Raw genomic sequence first — 21,517 nt, 5'->3', positions numbered from 1 at the left:
AACATGAAAGGGATCGGCAATCATTTTGCAGACGCTCTGCACCATGCGGGATTCGCCTCCATAGGATAGACGAAAGAGGTGATTAGCCCATGAAGCAGGGTGACCTGGTCGTCCGCAAATCGTACGGCGGAGACATTCTGTTCCGGATAGCGGCTCTATCCGGCCGCTTGGCGGTTCTGCGCGGGACGGATTATCGTCTGCTGGCCGATTCAAGGATCGATGATCTCCACGCGGTGCGAGACCCGGACGAGCTCGAAGGAACGCTTCAAGCGCGCATTCAGACCCATGAAACGCTGCGGCGAATGAAGGTGGAGCTGGCGCAGCTTAAACCGAAGATCGCACCCGCCCTGCAGCAAGGCCCGCTGCGGCGCGAGCCTTATTTCGAGCTGCCCGGCAAAGTGCTTCATCTTGACGGGGATTCGAACTACCTCAAGAAAAGCATGGCGGTTTACGCGCAGCTCGGCGTTCCCGCGCAGGGCACTTATTGCCACGAATCGCAAATGCCCCAGGTGCTTATGCGTCTGTTGCCGCAGGTCAGGCCGGATATCGTCGTGATTACGGGGCATGACGGGGTGCTGAAGCATCGAAAAGATTACCAAAATTTGAGCAGCTACAAAAACTCCGTCAATTTTGTCCGCGCGGTGTACGTGGCCAGGGAATACGAAAAGCATCGCGATTCGCTCGTGGTTGTCGCGGGAGCGTGCCAATCCCACTTCGAAGCCATTCTGTCGGCAGGGGCTAATTTTGCCAGCTCTCCCGGCCGGATTATGATTCATGCGCTTGATCCGGTGTATGTAGCGGTTCGGGCTGCCCTTACTCCCTTTCGCGATACGATCGACATTGCCGACGTGATCTCGCATACCATCAGCGGCATTCAGGGAGTCGGCGGCATTGAAACGATGGGGAAATATCGGATTGGGCTTCCAAGCATGAAAAACGCCATTGACAAAAAAACGGGATCGCTGATATAATAATCATCTTATTTGACACATCGCCTCTTTTTAGTTATAATTTACAGGGAAAGAGGTGGTAGTGGATCATGGCTAAAAACACGCTTATGGAGATCAGGCGGAGTTTGGAACCGCACGTTGGCTCCAGAATCATGCTCCGCGCCAATGGTGGACGCCGCAAAACCGTCGAACGAACCGGCGTGTTGGAAGAGATCTACCCGTCCGTTTTTATTGTCAAGCTGGATCAGGAACAGAATGCCTTCAAGCGGGTTTCGTATAGCTACGCTGATATTCTGACCGAATCCGTGGAAGTGATGGTCTGCAACGACGACGGCCAAGTACGCATCAACTTTATGACGCATTGACACGTTTTTCACAGCGGGCAATCATGCGCTTAAGGCGCGTGGTTGTCCGTTTTGCAATGGCGGGGCCGATAAAGATTCGCTTGCGCCCGAACGGGGCATTCTAAATTCGGGCGTCCGAATTGGCGTCACTTGTCTTAAGGAGGCGTTTCAATGGGCCGCAGACGAAGCACGATGTCCGAACAGTTCAAAGCCGAACTGGCCAAAGACCTAGGGTTCTACGGTACGGTCGAGCGGGAGGGCTGGGGCGGCATTCGCGCCAAGGATGCCGGGAACATGGTCAAGCGCGCAATTCAGATCGCCGAACAGGCCGCATCCCGGAAGCCTCAATAAGGCGCAAAACCACAAGACAGGGCGAATGCGGCCGTGCCGGACGACCGTTCGCCCTGTCTTGATTCGTATGTATCTGTATTCGCAAGCATCCGCACCGATTCTATCCGCATCGATTCCTTTCCGTTTCCCGCGACCGAAGTCCTGGATAGTCCGCAAATCGCAATTCACCCGGGGGTTTGTTATAATATGTAAAGCTTTCGAACCGTTTTTAGCCGACAGGTGATGACCATGATGAAAGTTTACGAAAAGGCTCCGGCCAAAATTAATTTATTGCTCGATGTGCTTCGCAAGCGGGAAGACGGTTACCATGAAGTCGAGATGATCATGACGATGGTGGACCTGGCGGATCGTCTGGAAATGTCCGAACTGCCGCGCGACCAGATCGTGCTGTCCAGTTACGCGGGCTTTATCCCTCTCGACGAAAAGAACTTGGCGTTTCAGGCGGCGCGCTTGCTGAAGGAACGGTACAACGTCAGACGCGGCGTCTATATTCACTTGGACAAGCATATCCCCGTCGCCGCGGGTCTTGCCGGCGGCAGCAGCGATGCGGCCGCGACGCTAAGGGGACTGAACCGCCTGTGGGACTTGGGACTTACGCTGAGCGAGCTGGAGCAACTCGGCGCCGAGCTGGGCTCCGACGTGCCTTTCTGCATCCGCGGAGGAACCGCAATCGCCCGGGGGCGCGGAGAGATCCTGGAGACGATCCCGAATCCGCCCCAGTGCTGGGTTGTACTGGCGAAGCCTCCGATCAACGTATCGACGGCCGACGTATACGGAAGGCTAAAAGCAAGCGAGCTGAAGGAGCATCCGTCCGTTTCCGGCATGCTGGATGCCATAGCCCGGAAGTCCTTCCGGGACGTTTGCAGCCAGCTCGGCAACGTGCTTGAAACCGTAACGCTGGATCGTTATCCCGAAGTCCGGCAAATCAAAAATGTCATGGAGAAGTTGGGCGCCGACGGGGTGCTGATGTCGGGGAGCGGACCGACCGTCTTCGGCCTTGTCGCGAAAGAATCGAAGGTGGCGAGGCTGTACAACGGCTTGCGCGGGTTTTGCAAAGAAGTCTATGTCGTTCGGATGTTGACAGGGTTAAAATAACGCACTGTGTTACATATATTATCATTCCAAATGCCCCCACCTTGCCCAAAACCGGATAAAAGTGTTATGATGTCGATAAATTATTCGGATTTGGACGGGAGTGAGGATGAGTGAAAAAATTGAAGCGCAGCGCGCGCCTCGTAGAAATGACCCAATACCTGATTGCCCGTCCCCATACGTTAATATCGCTGACAGCGTTCGCCGATCGCTATCAATCCGCCAAGTCGTCCATCAGCGAGGATCTGGCGATCATTAAAGAGGTTTTCGAAGAAGAAGGGATCGGAGATTTGCATACGCTGGCGGGAGCGTCGGGGGGCGTGCGCTATGTGCCGAAGTGCCGGAAGGAGCAGGCGCTTCAGATGATTATGGGTGTATGCCGGCAGTTGGAGCAGCCGGATCGCCTGCTGCCCGGCGGCTATTTGTATATGACCGATTTGCTCGGACAGCCGAAGCTGCTGCAGGAGATCGGCCGGATGTTCGCCACCGCATTCGCCGACCGGGAAGTCGACGTCATTATGACGGTGGAAACCAAGGGCATTCCGCTTGCATACGCCACAAGCGTGTATTTGAACGTGCCGGTCGTCATCGTTCGCCGCGACCATAAAGTGACCGAGGGCTCCGTCGTCAGCATCAATTATGTTTCCGGTTCCAGCAAACGGATTCAGACGATGTCCTTGACGCGCCGGGCGCTTAAAGAACAATCGCGGGTGCTGATTATCGACGACTTCATGAAGGCCGGAGGCACCATTCAAGGCATGGTGGACTTGCTTCACGAATTCCACGCTTCCGTGGCCGGTGTCGGCGTGTTTGTGGAATCCGGGGAAATCGGCAGCGAGGAACGGCTTTTGCACGATTACGTTTCGCTCGCGAGTTTGCGTGAAGTGGACCTGAAGACCCGTCAGATCGTCGTGAAGCCGGGAAATTTTTTTGAAACGGAAAATTAAAATCTTCTAATTATAAGGAGGAAACGGAATGTCGCTTAAAATCGTTTCGACCAAAGACGCTCCCGCGGCCATCGGGCCTTATGCGCAAGCGGTAAGGGTTGGCAATCTGCTGTTTACCTCCGGTCAAATTCCGCTTCTGCCGTCCGGGGAACTTGTCCAGGGAGGCATCGAGGAGCAGACCCGCCAAGTGCTTCGCAACCTGCAAGCCGTGCTTGCGGCGGAAGGCGCAACGCTGCGGGACGTCGTCAAAACGACCGTGTTCCTGAAGGATATGAATATGTTTGCCGCCTTCAACGAAGTATACGCTTCCTATTTCGGAGAGCATACGCCCGCCCGCTCGACGGTGGAAGTCGCACGGCTGCCCAAGGATGTTCTTGTCGAAATAGAGTTGATCGCGGAGATTGCTGTCGAAAATGGAAGTTATTAAAAAATTTTTTTAATTTTCTCAGCTTGTTTTGCCAGGATTAAGCAGGAAATTTGCACATGAATGTGGAATATTACACCAAGTCTTCCGATGGGGCAAAGGTGGTGAACACAAGTGCAAATTACAGATGTGAGGCTGCGTCGTGTCAATTCCGAAGGACGGATGAAAGCCATTGCTTCAATCACGATAGACAATGAGTTTGTCGTCCATGACATTCGCGTCATCGACGGCAACAATGGCATGTTCGTAGCCATGCCGAGCAAGCGGAACCCTGATGGGGAGTTTCGGGACATTGCTCATCCGATCTCTTCGGGTACGCGCGAGAAAATTCAATCCGCTGTCCTTGCGGAATATGAACGGTCGGCTCAAGAAGAGGAAGTGCTGGTTGAAGGCGCCTGAACCCGATTCATAAACGAGAAATAGAATGGATATCTTTGGTTTTATGAGAGAGCCTTAATCAGGCTCTCTTTTCATTTGTCCCGGAATAAGCTATGATTCTGTAGAGATTGTTGTGCGTGAAAGGAAGGGGGTTGAACGCTTTATGAAAAGAATGGCGATTATTCTTGCCGCTGGTCAAGGCAAACGAATGAAATCGAAATTATATAAAGTGCTTCATCCGGTATGCGGGAAACCGATGGTCAGGCATGTGCTGGAAGCCGTAGGGCAGGCGAACTGCGAGCGCGCGGTCGTTGTCGTCGGCCACGGGGCGGAGGCCGTTCAAGCGGAGCTTGGCGATGCGGCCGAATACGCCTTGCAGACGGAACAGCTCGGCACCGGACATGCCGTGCTGCAGACGAAGCCGCTGCTGGGCGAAGCGGACGGCGTCACGATTGTCGTCTGCGGGGATACGCCGCTGGTGACATCCTCGTCGCTCGAAGCGCTTATTTCGCTCCACCAGAAGGAAGGCGCGGCTGCGACCGTCATGACCGCCGAGCTTGCGGATCCGTTCGGCTATGGCCGCATCGTCCGCGGAGAGGACGGCAGCGTGTTGCGTATCGTGGAACAGAAGGACTGCTCCGCCGAAGAAGCGGCGATTCGCGAGATCAACACCGGCACGTACTGCTTCGATAACCGCAAGCTGTTCGCCGCGCTCGGGCAAGTGACGAACGAGAATACGCAGGGCGAGTATTATTTGACCGATGTCATCGGCATTCTCAAGGGACAAGGGGAGCGCATTGCCGCCTACAAGACGGACGATCCGGCCGAAGCGATCGGCGTGAACGACCGCGTGGCGCTCGCGGAAGCCGAACGGCTGATGCGCAGGCGGATCGCGCTTCGGCATCAGACGAACGGGGTGACGATTATCGATCCCGACCATACGTATATCGGGCCGGACGTTCAAATCGGCCAGGATACCGTCCTGCATCCGGGCACGATCCTGCGCGGGAAGACGAAGATCGGGGCCGAATGCGTGATCGGACCGAACGCCGAACTGAACGACGCCGAAGTCGGCGACGGCTCGACCGTTCGCCAGTCGGTCGTCGACCAGGCGCAGCTCGGCGAAGGCTGCCAGGTTGGACCGTTCGCTTACTTGCGGCCGGGAACCCGCTTGCTGGCCAAGGTGAAGATCGGCGACTTTGTCGAAGTGAAAAACAGCGTCATCGGCATCGGCAGCAAAGTGCCGCATCTCAGCTATATCGGCGACGCGGAAGTCGGGGCGAACGTAAATATCGGCTGCGGCGCGATTACCGCCAATTACGATGGATACAATAAGTCGAAGACGGTGATCGGCGACAACGCCTTTATCGGCAGCAACGCCAATCTGATCGCGCCGGTCCGCGTCGGCGAGGGCGCCTATGTCGTAGCCGGCTCGACGATTACCCACGACGTGGCCGCAAACGATGTCGCGATTGCACGGGAGCGCCAAGTCAACAAACCGGGTTATGCCGAAAAACTCCGGATCAAAGCCCGGCTCAAAAAAGAACGGGAAGAATCGAAATCCTAAATCAACTGCCGTGTGATCGACTTCGGCACGGCTTTTCAACCATCGATTAAAACGGAAAGCAGGTGGCTTCATGTCTTATCCGGACGCCACTTTGAAATTGTTTGCATGCAGCTCTAACTTAAGACTGGCCGAGTCCATTGCGCGGCATATCGGCGTACCGCTCGGAGATGCGGACATGCGAAGATTCAGTGACGGCGAAATTCATATCCGGTTAAACGAAAGTGTACGGGGCAGCGACGTCTTTGTCGTTCAGTCGACTTCGCAGCCCGTAAACGAGCATTTGATGGAACTGCTCGTCATGGTCGACGCGCTTAAACGCGCTTCCGCCAAAACGATCAACGTCGTCGTTCCTTATTACGGGTACGCCCGCCAGGATCGCAAAGCCAAATCCCGCGATCCGATCACGGCCAAGCTGGTCGCGAACCTGATCGAAACCGCGGGAGCGCATCGTGTCATTGCCATGGATTTGCACGCGATGCAGATTCAAGGTTTCTTCGACATTCCGGTCGACCATCTCCTCGGCGTGCCGATTCTGGGCGATTATTTCAAATCCAAAGGGCTGCTTGCTCCCGTTGTGGTCTCCCCCGACCACGGAGGCGTCGTGCGCGCCCGCCGTCTGGCGGACGAGCTGCAGTCCCCGCTTGCGATCATCGACAAGCGCCGCCCCGAACCGAACGTGGTGGAAGTCATGAACATTATCGGCGACGTAGCGGGACGCACCGCTATTTTGATCGACGATATCATCGATACCGCCGGCACGATCTGCCTGGCTTCCGAAGCGCTGAAGAAAGCGGGGGCGAGGGAGATTTACGCCTGCTGCACGCACCCGGTCATGTCCGGACAAGCGTTGTCCCGCCTGGAAGCCTCGCCGATCACCGAGGTTGTCGTTACGGATACCATTCCGCTCCGCGATCCGGCTGCTTCGACCAAACTCCGGGTGCTGTCGGTCGCTCCGCTGATCGGCGAAGCGATTATCCGCATTCACGAGCAGCAGTCGATCAGCAAGTTGTTCGAACCGCATGTTTAGCAATCGGACGTAATGGGTACGAATAGGGTATACCGCTGCCAGGAGGGATGCCCAAATGAGTACGACATTACATGCGGAACCGCGAACAAAGTCGAGCCGGGGAGCGCTTCGCCGGCTTAGGAGCCAAGGCAAGGTTCCCGCCGTCGTCTACGGCAAGCAGTTCGGCGCTGCCGCCATTGCACTGGATGCAAGGGAACTGTCCTCGCTGCTGCGCAGCGAAGGGCACGGCATTGTGGAGCTTGAAATTGCCGGGTTGGGAAGCCGGCCGGTGCTGCTGAATGAAGTTCAACGGGATGTGCTCAACGGCAAACTGCTGCATGCCGATTTTCATCAGATCAGCTTGGACGAGAAGATCCAGGCTCCGGTCCGCCTCGAATTTGTCGGCGAAAGCCCTGGCGAGAAGGAAGGCGGCATGCTTCAGATCGTGATGCACGAACTGGAAGTCGAGTGCGTAGCCAAAGACTTGCCGGAAAAGCTGACGGTCGATATCGGCTCGCTTCAGATCGGCGACCATCTTACGGTCGGACAGCTCCGGCTTCCGGAGGGAGTTGCGGCCGCGGAAGACGAAGACGCGGTGGTCGTGTCCGTGCTGGCGCCGCAGAAGACGCTCCCGGACGACGAACTGAACGCGGCGGACGATGCGGCGGAAGAGAACGCGCAGCATAGCAAGGCCGCAAATACGGTGGAAAAAAGCTAAACGGAAAACGAAAAAAGTGCGGACTGGCCTCAGCTCCGCACTTTTTCATTGGGACAAGCATGATCGGTTCCCGATTTAATATCCCGGGCGGGAGACAAACGTAAATTGCTTGCGGCTGTAGAAAATATTGTTGACCTTGACAAATTCTTTGCCATAATATTCGATAAGCCCGATGTCGCTGTGCATCCGCCCGCGGTATACCTGGATCGGAACTTCAGCCTTCATATGATCGTAAAAATGATGGTCGTCAAAAATCATTTGACCGTTCATGTACACGATATCACCTTCTTTCTGTCAGTGAAAATAATGGCGAAACGCCGGTTTTAAGGTTCTTCGTGTTTTAACCCTTCCATGAGATAGGACACGCGACATGAACAAATCGTTGCATGCTCCCCAAAAGTGACGAACTAGCGCCAAGCAGGAGGATTTGATCATGAGATGGATTGTCGGACTCGGAAATCCCGGTCCCGAATACGAAGCGACAAGGCACAATGCGGGGTTTATGGTCGTGGACGAACTGGCCAGGCGCTGGCAGATCAGCGTCACTCAGAACAAGTGTAAAGCTTTGATCGGCGAGACCCGCATAAACGGGCAAAAGGTGGCGCTGATCAAGCCGATGACGTACATGAATCTGTCGGGCGAATCGGTGCGCGCGTTCATGGATTACTACAAAGCGAAGCTGGAAGACGCCATTATCGTTTACGACGATCTCGATACGGAGACGGGACGGATCCGGCTGCGCTATCAAGGCAGCGCAGGTGGCCATAACGGCATCAAATCGATCATCCAGCATACCGGCACCCAGAGCTTTAACCGCGTGCGGATGGGCATATCGCGTCCGAAGCCGGGGTTTCCGATCGTGAACTACGTGCTGGCCCCGTTTGCCAAAGAGGAACAGGAACGCGTTCGCCGCATGGTGGAGGATGCGTGCGACGCCATCGAATTTGCTTTGTCGCATCCGTTCGAGGAGACGATGGCCAAATTCAACAACCGCTCCGGCGCTTAATTTTCGCTTATCGGGACATACTGAAGAGGAATGCGCCCGCCGCATAACCACTCTTCAGGAGGCATACATATGGCTGTAAACTATGTTTGCCGACATTGCCGCATGCCGCTCGGAAGCTTCGAGAGCTGGCAGGTTCCGGAATACAGGCTAGGCTTGCATTTCTTGACCCCCGATGAGCGGAAGCGTATAATATCGTATAATTCCAACGGGGACGTAACGGTGCGGGTCATATGCGAATACTGCAGCCAGACGCTGGATCAATATCCGGAGCTCTCGTTGCTGTCCAATCCTCTTCAATGAGTGAATGCGCCGTTGCGACAGGGAAACGGAGGCCTTGGCATTGCCGGGGCTTCTTTTTAACGTTGCATGAAAAGCGCTGCGCAGTTGCAGAAAGACGAAACCGATAAAGCGTTTGAGCGGAAAAAGCGTTGGGTTGCGAGAACTGTTTCCCCGACCGCTGCCGGTCATCTTTGAACCCTTCATATCGAAACGATTGAAGCCGTTGCAGGAATCAAAGCGGCCGCTTTCTGCCGGTCAGAACGGAAACGCTTTACGTAAGGAAAGGGGAACCGCCATGGAGGCGCTTTTGAATACGTTTGCGACCGATCCTGATTTTGTCTCGGTGCTGTCGGGCGTGCGAAGCGGCATGCGGGAGCAGCTCGTCGCCGGCTTGTCCGGCTCCGCGCGGCAGGTGATGGTCGCCTCTTTGTATCGCGAACTGCGGCGCCCGATACTCGTGGTGACGCATAATATGTTCTCCGCGCAGAAAATAGCGGAGGATTTGCAGGAATGTTTGCCGCAAGGCGAAGTGCTGCTTTATCCCGCCAACGAGCTGATCGCGGCGGAGACGGCCATCTCCAGTCCGGAAATGTCTGCGCGTCGAATGGATGTGCTGCTGCAACTCGCGGAAGGCTTCCGCGGGGTTGTTGTCGTGCCTTTTTCCGGCGTTCGGCGCTTTCAACCCGATCGCGAGACGATGGCGCAGGCCTTCGTGCCGCTTAAGGTCGGCGAATCGCTGCCGATGGACCAATTCCTTGAGCGCATGGTCGGGCTCGGTTATGAGCGCGTGGACCGGGTGGAACAAAAAGGGCATATGAGCGTGCGCGGGGGAATCGTCGACTTTTTCCCGTTGACTTCGCCCGTGGCGCTGCGGGTGGAATGGTTCGACGACGAAATCGATTCGATCCGCACCTTCGATCCCGCCGACCAGCGTTCGATCGACAAGCTGGAGCAGTTCCTTGTCCGGCCTTGCCGGGAAATTGTGGCGGACGCGCGAAGATTCAACAACGCCGCCCAGCATGCATACGAACTGCTGGAAAAGCAACTGGAACGCATGACCGACCGTCAGGCGAAGGAACGGCTGCGCGGGGAAATTGCCCGGGAAATTGATTTGCTGCGGCAAAACGTTTATTTTCCCGAGATTTACAAATATATTTCATTGCTGTACCCGGAACGCCACACGCTGCTTGACTATGTGCCGAAAGATACGCTGCTTCTGATGGACGAACCGAACCGGCTGACCGAAACGGCGCGGCAACTTGAACGGGACGAGTCGGAGTGGACGACCCATCTTTTGCAGCAGGGCAAATCGCTGCCCGGGTTTGTCCTGGCCGTGGAAGCGGACCGGGCGCTGTATCCGAAAGCGTTCCAGACGATCTACCTGTCCTTGTTCGTCCGTCAAGTTCCGCACACCCAGCCCCAAAATATCGTCAACTTCGTCTGCCGGGGCATGCAGAACTTCCACGGGCAGATGAACGTGCTCAAAGCGGAAATGGAGCGCTGGCAAAGAAGCGGTTCGCACATCATCATGCTGGCCGGCAACGCCGAGCGGGCCGACCGGATGAAGCGGGTGCTCGAAGATTATCATATCGCGCAGCCGGACATCCTGGAAGGCAACCTGCAGAGCGGCTTCGAACTGCCCTCGGTCAAGCTGGTGGTTATTACCGAAGGGGAGATGTTTACCCAGAAGCAGCGCAAAGCCCGGCGCGTCGACCGCCGCATCGACAATGCCGAACGGATCAAGAGTTACACCGAACTCAAGGTGGGCGATTATGTCGTTCACCAGAATCATGGGATCGGCAAATATTTGGGGATCGGCACGCTGGAGATCAACGGCATTCACAAAGATTATTTGCATATCGTATACGCCGGCGGCGACCGTCTGTCGGTGCCGGTCGAGCAATTCGACCTTATTCAGAAGTACGTCGGTTCCGAGGAGAAGGAGCCGAAACTCAACAAGCTCGGCGGATCCGAATGGAACCGCGTCAAGACCAAGGTCCGTTCGTCCGTCCAGAACATCGCCGACGATTTGATCAAGCTGTATGCCGAAAGGCAGGCAACCCCGGGATACCAATTCGGCAAGGATACGCCTTACCAGCAGGAATTCGAGGCCATGTTCCCGTATGAGGAGACGCCCGATCAATTGCGGGCGATCGAAGAGATCAAGCGGGATATGGAAAAACCCCGTCCGATGGATCGGCTTCTCTGCGGCGATGTCGGCTACGGCAAGACGGAAGTGGCGATCCGCGCCGCGTTTAAGGCGGCGATCGAAGGCAAGCAGGTTGCGGTGCTCGTGCCGACGACCATTCTCGCCCAGCAGCACTACGAGACGTTCCGCGAGCGGTTTGCGGGCTACCCGTTCCAGATCCGCGTGCTCAGCCGGTTCCGTTCGCGCAAGGAGCAGAACGAGACGATCAAGGGGCTTAAAGCCGGCACGGTCGATGTGGTCATCGGCACCCATCGCCTGCTGTCCCAGGACATCGTCTTCAAGGACCTTGGACTGCTTATCGTCGACGAAGAACAGCGGTTCGGCGTGTCCCACAAAGAGAAGCTCAAACGACTGAAGACGAACGTGGACGTTCTGACGCTGACGGCGACGCCGATTCCGCGCACGCTGCACATGTCCATGCTGGGCGTGCGCGACTTGTCCGTGATCGAGACGCCGCCGGAGAACCGGTTCCCGGTGCAGACGTATGTCGTCGAATACAGCCCGACGCTTGTAAGGGAAGCGATCGAGCGCGAGCTTGCCCGGGACGGACAGGTGTACTTCTTATACAACCGCGTTCAGGGCATTTACCAGATGGCGGAGCAAATCTCGGCGCTCGTTCCCGACGCGCGCATTGCCGTTGCGCACGGACAGATGACCGAGCAGGAGCTGGAGCGGACGATCCTCGATTTTCTCGACGGCGAATACGACGTTCTCGTCAGCACCAGCATCATCGAAACGGGCGTCGACATCCCGAACGTCAATACGCTGATCGTGCATGACGCCGACAAGATGGGCCTCTCCCAGCTGTACCAGCTGCGCGGCCGCGTCGGCCGCTCGAACCGGATTGCGTACGCTTATTTCACCTATCAGCGGGATAAGGTGCTGACCGAGGTGGCCGAGAAGCGTCTGCAATCGATCAAGGAGTTCACCGAGCTCGGCTCCGGGTTCAAAATCGCCATGCGCGATCTGGCCATCCGGGGCGCCGGCAACCTGCTCGGGGCGGAACAGCACGGCTTTATCGCATCGGTCGGCTTCGACTTGTATTCGCAAATGCTGGCTGAAGAGATTCAGGCGCGCAAGGCGAAGGCGTTCGGCGAGGAGACGGTTCCGCTGCAGCCGGTCAATACGCAGCTCGATTTGGCGGTGGACGCGTACTTGCCGTCCGACTATATTTACGACAGCATCCAGAAGATCGAAATTTACAAAAAAGTTGCGGCAGCCGCTTCGCTGGACGATGTGGGCGAGCTTTTCGACGAATTGACGGACCGCTTCGGCGAACCGCCCAAATCCGTGCTTAACCTGCTTGCCGTTGCCCGGCTGAAAGTGTACGGGCGGCATTACGGCATCGAATCGATCGTCAGGAAAGGCGATGAAGTCGTCCTCAAATTCGCGGAACGCCATCGCCGGACGATCGACGAGACGAAGCTGAAGCAGATGGAAAAGCGCATGCAGGGCAAGTTGCAAATCGTCTCGCTTCAGCCGCAGCCGGTTTTGAAGCTGTTCGTGCGCAAGCTCGACGACGATGCGCTGCTCGCTTTCGTCGAGGATTTTCTGGTAAAATACAAAGAAGCGACTACAATCGAGGGGGAATTGCAAGATGTTGCACCGTAAAGGCCGCTTGCTCGGCCGGCTGATCGCCATCACGGTGGCGGCGGCGCTGCTTGTCGGCCTTATGGCCGCCTGCGGTAAAAAAGAAGAAAATCAAGTCGTAGCCGAATATGAAGGCGGCCAGGTGACCAATAAAGAGTTTACGGCTTACAAAACCTTTTTGAAGATTTTCTCTGTTTATTCGTCTTTCCCGTCCCTTGTCGACGAACCTTCTTCTCAGGAGCAACTTCTGAAACAATTCGTGGGAATTCGCATATTGAGCGACCGCGCTTCCAAAGAGATTAAGGAGCAGGCAAGCAAAGACGTTAAGGAGCAATTCGAAGCGATCAAGAAAAGCCTGAATTCCAACGAAGAGTTGAAGAAAACGATGAAGGAAGGCGGCTTGACCGATGATCTCATCGTTCAGTTCGAGAGCGAACAGCAGATCATGCTGAAAGACGCGGAATCCAAAGTCACCGACGAAGAAGCGCAAAAATATTACAACGAAAATAAGGACAGCTTTAATTATGTGACCGTGCGCCATATTCTGATCGGTCTGACCGACAAAAACGGGAAAACGCGCAAGGACGAAGAAGCGCTCAAACTTGCCAACGAAGTCAAAGCTAAGCTGGAAAAGGGCGGCGACTGGACCGAGCTGGCGAAGGAATATTCCGACGACGGCGGCTCGGCCTCGAACGGCGGTTTGTATGAAAAAGCGAACCCTTCGGAATGGGTCGAAGAATTCAAGAAGGCGGCCCAAACCCTTCCGATCGGCCAAATCAGCGACCCGGTCAAGACGGAATACGGCTACCATGTCATGAAGGTCGAGGAGCGCGGAACGAAGACGTTCGACGAAGCGAAGACGTCCATCAAGCAAACGATCGCTTCGGAGAACATCGGCAAATTTATGACGGACGAGCTCCCTGGCCTGATTAAGAGCATAAACTTGCCGAAACCGTCTCCGTCTCCGTCGCCTTCCGCCTCGCCTTCGGCATCCCCGAGCCCAAGCGCATCGGCTCCCGCATCGGAATCGCCTTCGGCTTCGCCGACAGCCTCCGCAAGCGCATCGGCTTCCGCATCCGCAGGCAAATAACGCGACCAAGAGCCTATGCGACTTGGATGCAACCCCAACCTCCATTTCTGTGAAACGCGGAAATGGAGGTTTTTTGCGCGGAGCAAGCTGTGGGTTCGGGGCTCCATGTTTTCCGTTTCGCTGCGGGGCGCATGGTGTAAATCAAAAATACGACCCGGTTTTGGCCCGGGCAGCGTCGATGGTCGATTGGGGAAATCCCCCAGCGGAGGGTATGCGCATAAGAAATTGGGAGGGGTTGAATACTATGCCCAAGTTCAAGTTCACCCGATCATCGAGTGTTCTTGCGTACGTTATACAGCTGACCGCCAATGGCGGGAGCTTGGGGCCAAGTTCCAAAACATCCAAGAAAGTGGGGCAACACTTGCCATGAAAGCAACCGGGATTGTACGCCGCATTGATGACCTCGGTCGGGTCGTCATACCGAAGGAAATTCGCCGCACGCTCCGCATTCGTGAAGGAGATCCGCTGGAAATCTTCGTGGATCGCGACGGAGAAGTCATCCTGAAGAAATATTCGCCGATCGGCGAACTTGGCGACTTCGCCAAGGAATATGCCGAATCTTTGCATGAGAGCACCGGCCATATTGCCATGATTTCGGACCGGGATACCATCATCGCCGTGGCGGGCGCGTCCAAGAAGGAATATTTGGAAAAACCGATCGGAAATTTGCTGGAAACCTGCATGGAAAACCGCAAAATCGTGCTGGAAACCGGCTCCGGCAACTATGAAATTCTGCGGGATAACGCGGAGACGTTCTCCTCCTTTGCGGCAGCGCCGATCGTCGCAAGCGGGGACCCGATCGGGACGGTCGTCCTTCTCAGCAAGGAAGAGGGCGTAACCATGGGCGAGTTGGAAAGCAAGATGGTGGAAACGGCGGCCGGCTTTCTGGCCAAACAGATGGAGCAATAATCACGATTGGCGAACGGTCCGGCGGACCGGCGGAAAAGCTTCGCGGAAGTGGTCGAACACTTGCCGGCGGAGCTTTTTTGCCGAATCGGGAAGGCTTGGGCGGACCCGGACGGACCGGATGGTTAAATCGGCTGCCGCGAATCGGCTGCCGCCCGGCGATCCGCATGGGGCCGGGCGGCAGCGGGCGCTCGTTTGCATGCGCTTTTCCGGCCGTTTCGCGCAACCGGCCGTTTTCCCTGTATAATGCCTTTAGAACCTTTTTCGAAGGCCAAGCTTGATCGGCTCGCCGGATACGCTACGCTGCGCGCGCGCATCCGGGCATTCGGCCCGGCATCCGGGCCGCGAAGCACGGGCGGGAAAGCGAAGAAAGGATTTGCGTCATGACGGACAGACGGACAAGGAGCGGAGGCTCTTCCCCGCTGCTTAAGGGCGCGGCGCTGCTGGGAGGGGCCGCACTGCTCTCCAAGCTGATCGGCACCCTGCAGAAAATCCCGTTGCAGAACCTTGCGGGCGACGAGGCGTTCGGCCTGTACAGCGCGGTGTACGCCCTTACGGTGATGTGGATGACGCTCGCCGCCGCGGGCGTGCCGGTGGCCGTGTCGGTGCTCGTCGCGGAGCGGACGGCGGAAGGGGACGAGGACGGGGCGCGAAGGGTGCTGCGCTGGTCGGCGGGCTTGCTTGGCGCAAGCGGGCTTGCCGCGTTCGCCGTCCTGCAACTGGCGGCGGATACGTTCGCCCGCTGGATGGGGGTTCCCTCGGCGGCGGACGCGATCCGCATGTCGTCGCTTGCGCTGCTGTTTGCGCCGCTGACCGCCGTTTTGCGCGGCGGCGCGCAGGGGCGGATGGACATGCTGCGCCCGGCGGCGTCGCAGCTTGCGGAGCAGTGTGCGCGGGTGGCGTTTATGCTGGCCGCGCTGCTGTGGGCGATCGGGCACGGCTGGTCGCCCGCTTCGACGGCCGCCGCCGTGCACGGCGGCATGGCGGTCGGGGCGGCGGGGGGACTCGCCGCCATGGCTATCCCGCGCCTGCGGCGCCGCCGGGAGGGGCGCGAGGCGGCCGCAGGCGTGGCGGGCCGGGCGTCCGCGCGTTCGAGCCCGCGCGGTGCGGCCCCGGCCCCGCTCTCGGCTTCGGGCAGCGCTAGGGAAATAGCGGGCGCGGGCGGCGCCCGAATGGGGCGGCGGGAAGGCGCGGCTTGGACGCGGCGCGAGCTGCTTCGGCGGATCGCCGCCGTTGCGCTGCCGGTGGGGGCCGCTTCGGTCGCGGCCCCGCTGTTCGGGCTGATCGATGCGTTTACGCTGCCCCGGCTGCTGCAGGCTGCAGGCCAGTCGTCCGCGGAGGCGCTGGCCTCGTTCGGCGCGTACAACCGCGGCATCGCCCTGCTGCAGCTTGTCGTCCTCGCGGCCGGCAGCGCGGCCGCCGCGCTTGTGCCGGCGTTGACCGCCGCCAGGACGCGGCGCGATCACGCGGCCGCGGGCGACCACGCGGCCTTGGCCATGCGGCTCGCCTGGTGGTTCGCCGCCGCGGCCGCGGTCGGCCTCGCTCTCCTGGCCGGCCCGGTCAACGTCGCGCTGTTCGCCGACGGGCGCGGGACCGCCGCGATGGCGCTGCTCGCCTTCGCCGCGGGCGCGGGCGCCCTGCAGGCGGTGGCCGCCGCCCTGCTTCAGGGCCTGGGCGACCTGCGCTCGCCCGCCCTCCATCTTGCCGCCGCCGCGCTTGTCAAAGCGGCGGCGAACGCGCTGCTTGCGCCCGCCTTCGGCATCGAGGGCGCCGCCATGGCCGCGATCGCGGCCTACGGGGCCGCGGCCGCGCTGTCTGTCCGCCGCCTGCGCCGCATGGCGGCGATGCCGCGCCCCGGCGCCCGCGCCGCCGGGCGCGCCGCAGCTTCGCTCGCGGCGATGGCCGCCGTCGTCGCGCTGCTTGCGGCCGCGCTGCACGCGCTCGCAGGCGGCTTGCCGCCCCGCATCGCGGCCGCGCTCACGGCGCTGCCCTGCGTCGCCGCGGGCGCGCTCGTGTTCGCGGCGGCGCTCGTCGCCACGGGCGCGCTCGGCCCCCGCGAATGGGGCGCGCTTCCGGGCGTCGCCGGCACCCGCTGGGAAGCGCGGCTCGCCCGGCTTGCCGCCGCTTTGCGCCGCGGCCGCCCGGACCCCAACGATTCGACCCACTTTATCCCTCCGAAAGGATGATTCGTTTTATGCCTTCCACCATTACCGTCGTCGGCCTGGGCGCCGGCGGCGAAGACCGGTTGACGCTCGGCGTCCTGAAGCTGCTGGAAGCTTCCGGGCGGCGCTATGCGCGCACGGCGGACCACCCGGCGGTCGCCGATCTGGCGCGGCGCGGCATCACCTTCGAAACCTTCGATGCCGTTTACGAATCGCGCGGCGATTTCGAGCAGGTCTACGAACAGATAGCGGAGACCTTGCTTCGCCTGGCCGCGGAAAATCCGGATGCGCCTATCGTCTACGCCGTTCCCGGACACCCGATGGTGGCCGAGCGGACAGTGCGGCTGCTGCGCGAGCGCGCGCCGCAACGAAACGTGGAGGTTCGCCTCCTCGGCGGCGAAAGCTTTCTCGACGAGGCGTTCGCCCGGCTCGGCTTCGACCCGATCGAAGGCTTTCAATTGCTCGATGCCGCCGAGCTTACCCGCGAGCATCTGCGGCCCCGCCTGCATACCTTGATCGGTCAGGTCTACGACGTCTACACCGCCTCCGACGTGAAGCTGTCGCTGATGGACGTATACCCGGACGACTATCCCATCGTCGTCGGCCAGGCGCTTGGCGTTCCGGGACAGGAGCGGATTCTGCGGATTCCGCTGTATGAGCTCGACCGTCTGGACGAATACGGTAATCTGACGCTCGTCTACGTCGCCGCCAGCCGCGACGACCGGCTGCGCCGCCATTCGTTCGAGCGGCTGCATGAGATCGTGAGCATATTGCGCAGTCCGGAAGGCTGCCCCTGGGACCGGGAGCAGACGCACCAATCGATCCGCAAAAACTTCATCGAAGAAACGTACGAGGCGATCGAAGCGATTGACAACGACGACCCCGACAACATGAAAGAGGAATTCGGGGACGTCCTGCTGCAGGTGCTGCTGCATAGCCAAATGGAAGAGGAGAATGGAACGTTCACCGTCTTCGACGTGCTGGCCGAGCTGAACGACAAGCTCATCTTCCGGCATCCTCACGTGTTCGGGGGCGACAACGCGCAGGACGCGGAGGAAGCGCTGCGCAACTGGGAGGCGATGAAGGCCGAGGAGAAGCGCCGCAAAGGGGCCGAGGAGCGCAAATCGATGCTGGACGGCATACCGAAGGACTTGCCGGCTTTGCCCCGCGCGTACAAGCTGCAGAAGAAAGCGGCCGGCGTCGGCTTCGACTGGCCCGATCTGGCCGGCGTGTTCGGGAAAATCGAGGAGGAGCTGGCCGAACTGAAAGAAGCGGCGGGCGGCGAGTCGAAGGAGCGCCAGAAGGAAGAGCTCGGCGACCTGCTGTTTGCCGTCGTGAACGCCTCTCGCTTTATCGGCGCCGATCCGGAAGAGGCGCTGGCTTATACCAATCGCAAATTCGCTTCGCGCTTTCGGTATATAGAAGAGCAATTACGTATAAAAGGACGTAGTTTTGACGAAACTGACTTAACAGAAATGGAAGATTTATGGCAGGAGGCGAAGAGTCGCAAACCTCTATAGTCGGCGGAATTCGTCACGGCTTAGCCGCTTTCAACAATTTTCCTGAAATTTTTTGATCGTGCGGCAGGATTTTTTTTAAGGCAGAAAGAATAGTATTCTTCGTGTCTTTTTGCCAGACTTATCAAAACGCAAATAACCGATTTGGAAACTAGGAGGAGTTTCGATTATGAACAAGACGGATCTGATCAACAACATCGCGGAAAAAAGCGGTCTGACGAAAAAAGATGTCGAAACCGTATTGAACGGTTTCCTGGGCGAAGTTTCCGACGCTCTTTCCAAAGGCGAAAAGGTTCAGCTGATCGGCTTTGGCACGTTCGAAACGCGCAGCCGTTCCGGCCGCATCGGCCGCAACCCGCAAACCGGCAAAACGATCCAAATCGCCGCTTCCAAAGTCCCTGCCTTCAAAGCGGGCAACAAGCTGAAAGAAGCCGTCAAGTAATTTATGCGGCTTGACAAGTTTTTGAAGGTGTCGCGCCTGATCAAGCGCCGCACCGTGGCGAAGGACGTGTCCGACCAAGGGCGCGTCCTTCTCAATGGCAGGGAAGCGAAGCCGAGCGCCGCGCTGAAGGTCGGCGACATGCTGGAAATCCAGTACGGACAGCGCATCCTGACGGTCCGCGTGGAGAGGCTTGCCGATTCGACGCGCAAGGAAGAGGCGGAGAGCATGTATACGGTTCTGAAGGAAGAATTCAAAACCAATGAAAAGCCTCCGTTTCTCGCATAAGCCGGTATATCCGCAAGACGACGCCCAGGCGTTTTGGCAGGGGCGGTCGTCTTTTTTTGTATTCCGCAAAACCTGAAGCGTCCATCCGAGCCCAGTCGTCCTCCAAAGCGGCATTGCGGGCGCCGAAAGATATCGGCGGATGCGGTTCTAATTCGTCCCTTCCGTCCATATGCTAGTCTCGTAAAGGAGGGACGTGCCATGGACCAGGGCAAGGGCGCCAAGCGGCAGGAAGTCCGCATGCTCAACCGCAAGCTGATGGACATCACCGGCGTGCTCAACGTGGAGAGCTTCGACAATGAAGAGTTTCTGCTGGAAACCGAGTGCGGCTACTTGACGATCAGAGGCCAAAATCTGCATATGAAAAACCTGAGCCTGGAGCAAGGGCTGGTGACGATCGAAGGGCTGATCCATTCATTCGTCTATTTGGACGGCGCCTCCGCCGGCAGCAAATCGAAAGGCTTGTTCGGGAAGTTGTTCAAGTGAATACGGCTATGCATTGGACGACGATCGGCGCCATGATTTTGCTCGGGCTTGGCATGGGTCTTGCGTTCGACGCGTACCGGGTTGCGTGCGGGCGTTTCGATATCCGCAGATGGATGCTTCCCGGACTTGACTTCCTGTATTGGGTGGCCGCCACCGTCGCGGCGTTCCAAATCCTGCTCGCGAGCAACTTCGGAGAAGTCCGTCTGTATGTGTTTCTGGGCATCGGCATCGGCGTTACGGGGTATTTCGGCCTGTTCAGCCCGTTCATGCGAAAGCTGGTCGACTTGCTGTACGCATGGGCCGGAACGTTGTGCAAATGGCTGTGGAAGGCGGCGCGCATGCTGCTGATCGTTCCGGTTTTCTGGCTGGTGCGCACGGTTGCCCGGCTGCTCGACATTTTGTTTATCGTTGCTGCCGCTCTCTTGTTATGGATCGCGAAGCTGCTGATGAAGCCCTTTGCCGGCATCGGCCGGCGGATAGGGCAGGGGCTTGGGAAGCGGTTATTCGGCCCGATGGCGCAAAAATGGGAAAAATGGTGGGCGCGTATCCGTCGAAAGTCATAATTCGACACGGCGGCGGCTGTTTTTGCGTCCGAAGGAGCATATAATCTAGCTTTTGGAGTATGCTATAATACAACCGCCTGAACCCTTTTTTAGCGCATTTCCGCATGAACGAAGGAAGGAGAGCTTCCGGTGGCATCGAACACAATGTCTACGCCTGCAGCCGTCGGCGCACGCAGACGGTTGAAGCTGCTGTTTCTCGTTGTTGCCTTGTTCATGAGTTGGGCTGCTTATACCATGCTTCGCCAGTATCATCAGGAAGCCGAAAGAACCGTCAAGCTTCGCGAGATGAAAGATAAGCTTGCCGAAGCGGAGGCGAAGACGGCCGCGCTGAAACTGGAAGTCAAGAGGTTGAACGATCCGGAATACGTCGGACAGATCGCGCGCAAGGATCAGGGGATGATGCTTCCCGGAGAGCGGGAGATTCAGATAAAACCCTAAAAAACGGCGTTTTTTCAAGATATCCGTCTGTTGACCTTGCTTTTCACAATCGGTTATAATCGGCGTAAGCCGGACTGATTATGTTGACGGCACACTTATGTTCAGGGAGGAACATCGTTTTTTATGGCCATCGAAGTGGGCGCTAAATTGGAGGGCAAAGTGACCGGCATTACGCATTTCGGAGCATTTGTGGACTTGCCGGACGGCGTAACGGGTCTTGTTCACATTTCCGAAATTGCCGACAGCTATGTCAAGGACGTCAACGACCATTTGAAAATCAGCGACGTCGTCACCGTGAAAGTCATCAATGTGGACAAGGACGGAAAGATCGGTCTGTCCATCCGACAAGCTGTTGACAAGCCGCCGGAGCAACAGCATCGCGGACCCCGCGGGGATCGCGGAGGCCGACCCTTCAAATCCTTCGGCTCCAGCCGCTCGTCGTTTGAGGATAAGATGAGCCGATTCCTCAAGGACAGCGAAGAGCGCATGTCTTCCCTGAAGAAGAACACGGAATCCAAACGGGGCGGACGCGGCGGGCGTCGTTCGTAAGGCCAGCTTGCGGCCCCCGTCTTATACACAATGAAGCTGCATTAAACAACCGCACAACAAACAACCGCACAAGGAAACCGCCGAATCATCGGCGGTTTTTTATATCTATATTGGAAAAATCCATCCATTTTACCCGCAGAAGCCGGATCCGTAAGGCAATCGGCCGCTCCACACAACCGCTCATCAGGAGGTAACCCACTTAACATAGCCGCTCCATTTAA

General features: G+C 57.9%; 24 protein-coding genes. 23 read left to right on the top strand and 1 reads right to left on the bottom strand.

Translation table 11 applies throughout. The features are described 5' to 3' along the window. Positions 1-89: 89 nt before the first annotated feature. The 10 genes from yabG to F560_RS0112475 all read left to right on the top strand — a co-directional run bounded on the left by yabG (position 90) and on the right by F560_RS0112475 (position 7,777). Entirely contained in the window at positions 90-971 is an 882-nt protein-coding gene (yabG, locus tag F560_RS0112520) for a sporulation peptidase YabG (protein ID WP_019006079.1), read from the top strand. A gap of 68 nt (positions 972-1,039) precedes the next feature. Beyond that, positions 1,040-1,315: a biofilm formation stimulator Veg gene (gene veg / locus F560_RS0112515; RefSeq protein ID WP_019006078.1), complete on the top strand. Its 276-nt coding sequence runs from the start codon at positions 1,040-1,042 to the stop codon at positions 1,313-1,315. 150 nt (positions 1,316-1,465) lie between these two features. Continuing rightward, the gene (locus F560_RS0112510) at positions 1,466-1,645 is read left to right on the top strand and encodes a small, acid-soluble spore protein, alpha/beta type (RefSeq protein ID WP_019006077.1); all 180 of its coding nucleotides are present in this window, start codon (positions 1,466-1,468) and stop codon (positions 1,643-1,645) included. 231 nt (positions 1,646-1,876) lie between these two features. Then, positions 1,877-2,740, top strand: a complete 864-nt coding sequence (gene ispE, locus F560_RS0112505) for a 4-(cytidine 5'-diphospho)-2-C-methyl-D-erythritol kinase (RefSeq protein WP_019006076.1) — start codon at positions 1,877-1,879, stop codon at positions 2,738-2,740. 110 nt (positions 2,741-2,850) lie between these two features. Next, complete coding sequence (gene purR / locus F560_RS0112500; RefSeq protein WP_019006075.1) at positions 2,851-3,684, top strand: pur operon repressor; 834 nt, start codon at positions 2,851-2,853, stop codon at positions 3,682-3,684. 28 nt (positions 3,685-3,712) lie between these two features. Next, positions 3,713-4,111, top strand: a complete 399-nt coding sequence (locus F560_RS0112495) for a RidA family protein (protein WP_019006074.1) — start codon at positions 3,713-3,715, stop codon at positions 4,109-4,111. Between the two features lie 111 nt (positions 4,112-4,222). Beyond that, complete coding sequence (gene spoVG / locus F560_RS0112490) at positions 4,223-4,507, top strand: septation regulator SpoVG (RefSeq protein ID WP_019006073.1); 285 nt, start codon at positions 4,223-4,225, stop codon at positions 4,505-4,507. 142 nt (positions 4,508-4,649) lie between these two features. After that, positions 4,650-6,053, top strand: a complete 1,404-nt coding sequence (gene glmU / locus F560_RS0112485) for a bifunctional UDP-N-acetylglucosamine diphosphorylase/glucosamine-1-phosphate N-acetyltransferase GlmU (protein WP_019006072.1) — start codon at positions 4,650-4,652, stop codon at positions 6,051-6,053. Between the two features lie 70 nt (positions 6,054-6,123). Then, positions 6,124-7,080, top strand: a complete 957-nt coding sequence (locus F560_RS0112480) for a ribose-phosphate diphosphokinase (protein WP_026298249.1) — start codon at positions 6,124-6,126, stop codon at positions 7,078-7,080. A 55-nt stretch (positions 7,081-7,135) separates the two neighbouring features. Then, positions 7,136-7,777, top strand: coding sequence for a 50S ribosomal protein L25 (locus F560_RS0112475; protein WP_019006070.1), 642 nt, complete (start codon positions 7,136-7,138; stop codon positions 7,775-7,777). Positions 7,778-7,852: 75 nt separating this feature from the next. On the opposite strand, the gene F560_RS0112470 is transcribed toward F560_RS0112475, so the two are convergent. Then, a complete protein-coding gene (locus tag F560_RS0112470; protein WP_019006069.1) occupies positions 7,853-8,047 on the bottom strand; it encodes a hypothetical protein in 195 nt (64 codons plus the stop codon). Positions 8,048-8,210: 163 nt separating this feature from the next. On the opposite strand from F560_RS0112470, the gene pth reads away from it, so the two are divergent. The 13 genes from pth to F560_RS0112400 all read left to right on the top strand — a co-directional run bounded on the left by pth (position 8,211) and on the right by F560_RS0112400 (position 21,296). Continuing rightward, positions 8,211-8,783: an aminoacyl-tRNA hydrolase gene (gene pth, locus F560_RS0112465; RefSeq protein ID WP_019006068.1), complete on the top strand. Its 573-nt coding sequence runs from the start codon at positions 8,211-8,213 to the stop codon at positions 8,781-8,783. Positions 8,784-8,852: 69 nt separating this feature from the next. Then, positions 8,853-9,083, top strand: a complete 231-nt coding sequence (locus F560_RS0112460) for an anti-sigma-F factor Fin family protein (protein WP_019006067.1) — start codon at positions 8,853-8,855, stop codon at positions 9,081-9,083. 274 nt (positions 9,084-9,357) lie between these two features. Beyond that, positions 9,358-12,882, top strand: coding sequence for a transcription-repair coupling factor (gene mfd / locus F560_RS0112455; RefSeq protein WP_019006066.1), 3,525 nt, complete (start codon positions 9,358-9,360; stop codon positions 12,880-12,882). After that, positions 12,869-13,951: a peptidylprolyl isomerase gene (locus F560_RS23180; protein WP_019006065.1), complete on the top strand. Its 1,083-nt coding sequence runs from the start codon at positions 12,869-12,871 to the stop codon at positions 13,949-13,951. The genes mfd and F560_RS23180 overlap by 14 nt, the downstream gene beginning before the upstream one ends. Positions 13,952-14,317: 366 nt before the next feature. After that, positions 14,318-14,860 carry a stage V sporulation protein T gene (gene spoVT / locus F560_RS0112445; protein ID WP_019006064.1) on the top strand — a complete coding sequence of 181 codons (543 nt, stop codon included), beginning with the start codon at positions 14,318-14,320 and terminating at the stop codon, positions 14,858-14,860. 380 nt (positions 14,861-15,240) lie between these two features. Continuing rightward, the gene (locus F560_RS23175; protein ID WP_019006062.1) at positions 15,241-17,043 is read left to right on the top strand and encodes an oligosaccharide flippase family protein; all 1,803 of its coding nucleotides are present in this window, start codon (positions 15,241-15,243) and stop codon (positions 17,041-17,043) included. 8 nt (positions 17,044-17,051) lie between these two features. Beyond that, on the top strand, positions 17,052-18,539 hold the full coding sequence (yabN, locus tag F560_RS0112430; RefSeq protein ID WP_019006061.1) for a bifunctional methyltransferase/pyrophosphohydrolase YabN: 1,488 nt from the start codon (positions 17,052-17,054) through the stop codon (positions 18,537-18,539). Between the two features lie 166 nt (positions 18,540-18,705). Continuing rightward, positions 18,706-18,978 carry an HU family DNA-binding protein gene (locus F560_RS0112425; protein WP_019006060.1) on the top strand — a complete coding sequence of 91 codons (273 nt, stop codon included), beginning with the start codon at positions 18,706-18,708 and terminating at the stop codon, positions 18,976-18,978. 3 nt (positions 18,979-18,981) lie between these two features. Continuing rightward, positions 18,982-19,263, top strand: coding sequence for an RNA-binding S4 domain-containing protein (locus F560_RS0112420; protein WP_019006059.1), 282 nt, complete (start codon positions 18,982-18,984; stop codon positions 19,261-19,263). Positions 19,264-19,461: 198 nt separating this feature from the next. Then, a complete protein-coding gene (gene yabP, locus F560_RS0112415) occupies positions 19,462-19,746 on the top strand; it encodes a sporulation protein YabP (protein ID WP_019006058.1) in 285 nt (94 codons plus the stop codon). Continuing rightward, a complete protein-coding gene (gene yabQ, locus F560_RS0112410) occupies positions 19,743-20,309 on the top strand; it encodes a spore cortex biosynthesis protein YabQ (protein ID WP_019006057.1) in 567 nt (188 codons plus the stop codon). The genes yabP and yabQ overlap by 4 nt, the downstream gene beginning before the upstream one ends. A gap of 129 nt (positions 20,310-20,438) precedes the next feature. Beyond that, positions 20,439-20,747: an FtsB family cell division protein gene (locus F560_RS23170; protein WP_156828978.1), complete on the top strand. Its 309-nt coding sequence runs from the start codon at positions 20,439-20,441 to the stop codon at positions 20,745-20,747. 123 nt (positions 20,748-20,870) lie between these two features. Next, positions 20,871-21,296: a S1 domain-containing RNA-binding protein gene (locus tag F560_RS0112400; RefSeq protein ID WP_019006055.1), complete on the top strand. Its 426-nt coding sequence runs from the start codon at positions 20,871-20,873 to the stop codon at positions 21,294-21,296. Positions 21,297-21,517 lie beyond the last annotated feature (221 nt).

Origin of the sequence: Cohnella laeviribosi DSM 21336, from assembly GCF_000378425.1 — a bacterium.
GTDB classification, from domain to species: Bacteria; Bacillota; Bacilli; order Paenibacillales; family Paenibacillaceae; genus Cohnella; species Cohnella laeviribosi.
The sequence above is the reverse complement of the archived record's forward strand: the minus strand, read 5'-3'. Positions and strand labels throughout refer to the sequence as shown.

Bases quoted from the DNA above. Each gene is read 5' to 3' on its own strand.
- glmU (WP_019006072.1), top strand. From the start codon at position 4,650: ATGAAAAGAATGGCGATTATTCTTGCCGCTGGTCAAGGCAAACGAATG.
- F560_RS0112510 (WP_019006077.1), top strand. From the start codon at position 1,466: ATGGGCCGCAGACGAAGCACGATGTCCGAACAGTTCAAAGCCGAACTG.
- F560_RS0112495 (WP_019006074.1), top strand. From the start codon at position 3,713: ATGTCGCTTAAAATCGTTTCGACCAAAGACGCTCCCGCGGCCATCGGG.
- F560_RS23180 (WP_019006065.1), top strand. From the start codon at position 12,869: ATGTTGCACCGTAAAGGCCGCTTGCTCGGCCGGCTGATCGCCATCACG.
- F560_RS0112460 (WP_019006067.1), top strand. From the start codon at position 8,853: ATGGCTGTAAACTATGTTTGCCGACATTGCCGCATGCCGCTCGGAAGC.
- F560_RS0112480 (WP_026298249.1), top strand. From the start codon at position 6,124: ATGTCTTATCCGGACGCCACTTTGAAATTGTTTGCATGCAGCTCTAAC.
- yabP (WP_019006058.1), top strand. From the start codon at position 19,462: ATGGACCAGGGCAAGGGCGCCAAGCGGCAGGAAGTCCGCATGCTCAAC.
- F560_RS23175 (WP_019006062.1), top strand. From the start codon at position 15,241: ATGACGGACAGACGGACAAGGAGCGGAGGCTCTTCCCCGCTGCTTAAG.
- F560_RS0112425 (WP_019006060.1), top strand. From the start codon at position 18,706: ATGAACAAGACGGATCTGATCAACAACATCGCGGAAAAAAGCGGTCTG.
- F560_RS0112400 (WP_019006055.1), top strand. From the start codon at position 20,871: ATGGCCATCGAAGTGGGCGCTAAATTGGAGGGCAAAGTGACCGGCATT.
- yabN (WP_019006061.1), top strand. From the start codon at position 17,052: ATGCCTTCCACCATTACCGTCGTCGGCCTGGGCGCCGGCGGCGAAGAC.
- F560_RS0112420 (WP_019006059.1), top strand. From the start codon at position 18,982: ATGCGGCTTGACAAGTTTTTGAAGGTGTCGCGCCTGATCAAGCGCCGC.
- veg (WP_019006078.1), top strand. From the start codon at position 1,040: ATGGCTAAAAACACGCTTATGGAGATCAGGCGGAGTTTGGAACCGCAC.
- mfd (WP_019006066.1), top strand. From the start codon at position 9,358: ATGGAGGCGCTTTTGAATACGTTTGCGACCGATCCTGATTTTGTCTCG.
- spoVT (WP_019006064.1), top strand. From the start codon at position 14,318: ATGAAAGCAACCGGGATTGTACGCCGCATTGATGACCTCGGTCGGGTC.
- ispE (WP_019006076.1), top strand. From the start codon at position 1,877: ATGAAAGTTTACGAAAAGGCTCCGGCCAAAATTAATTTATTGCTCGAT.
- F560_RS0112470 (WP_019006069.1), bottom strand. From the start codon at position 8,047: ATGAACGGTCAAATGATTTTTGACGACCATCATTTTTACGATCATATG.
- yabG (WP_019006079.1), top strand. From the start codon at position 90: ATGAAGCAGGGTGACCTGGTCGTCCGCAAATCGTACGGCGGAGACATT.
- pth (WP_019006068.1), top strand. From the start codon at position 8,211: ATGAGATGGATTGTCGGACTCGGAAATCCCGGTCCCGAATACGAAGCG.
- F560_RS0112475 (WP_019006070.1), top strand. From the start codon at position 7,136: ATGAGTACGACATTACATGCGGAACCGCGAACAAAGTCGAGCCGGGGA.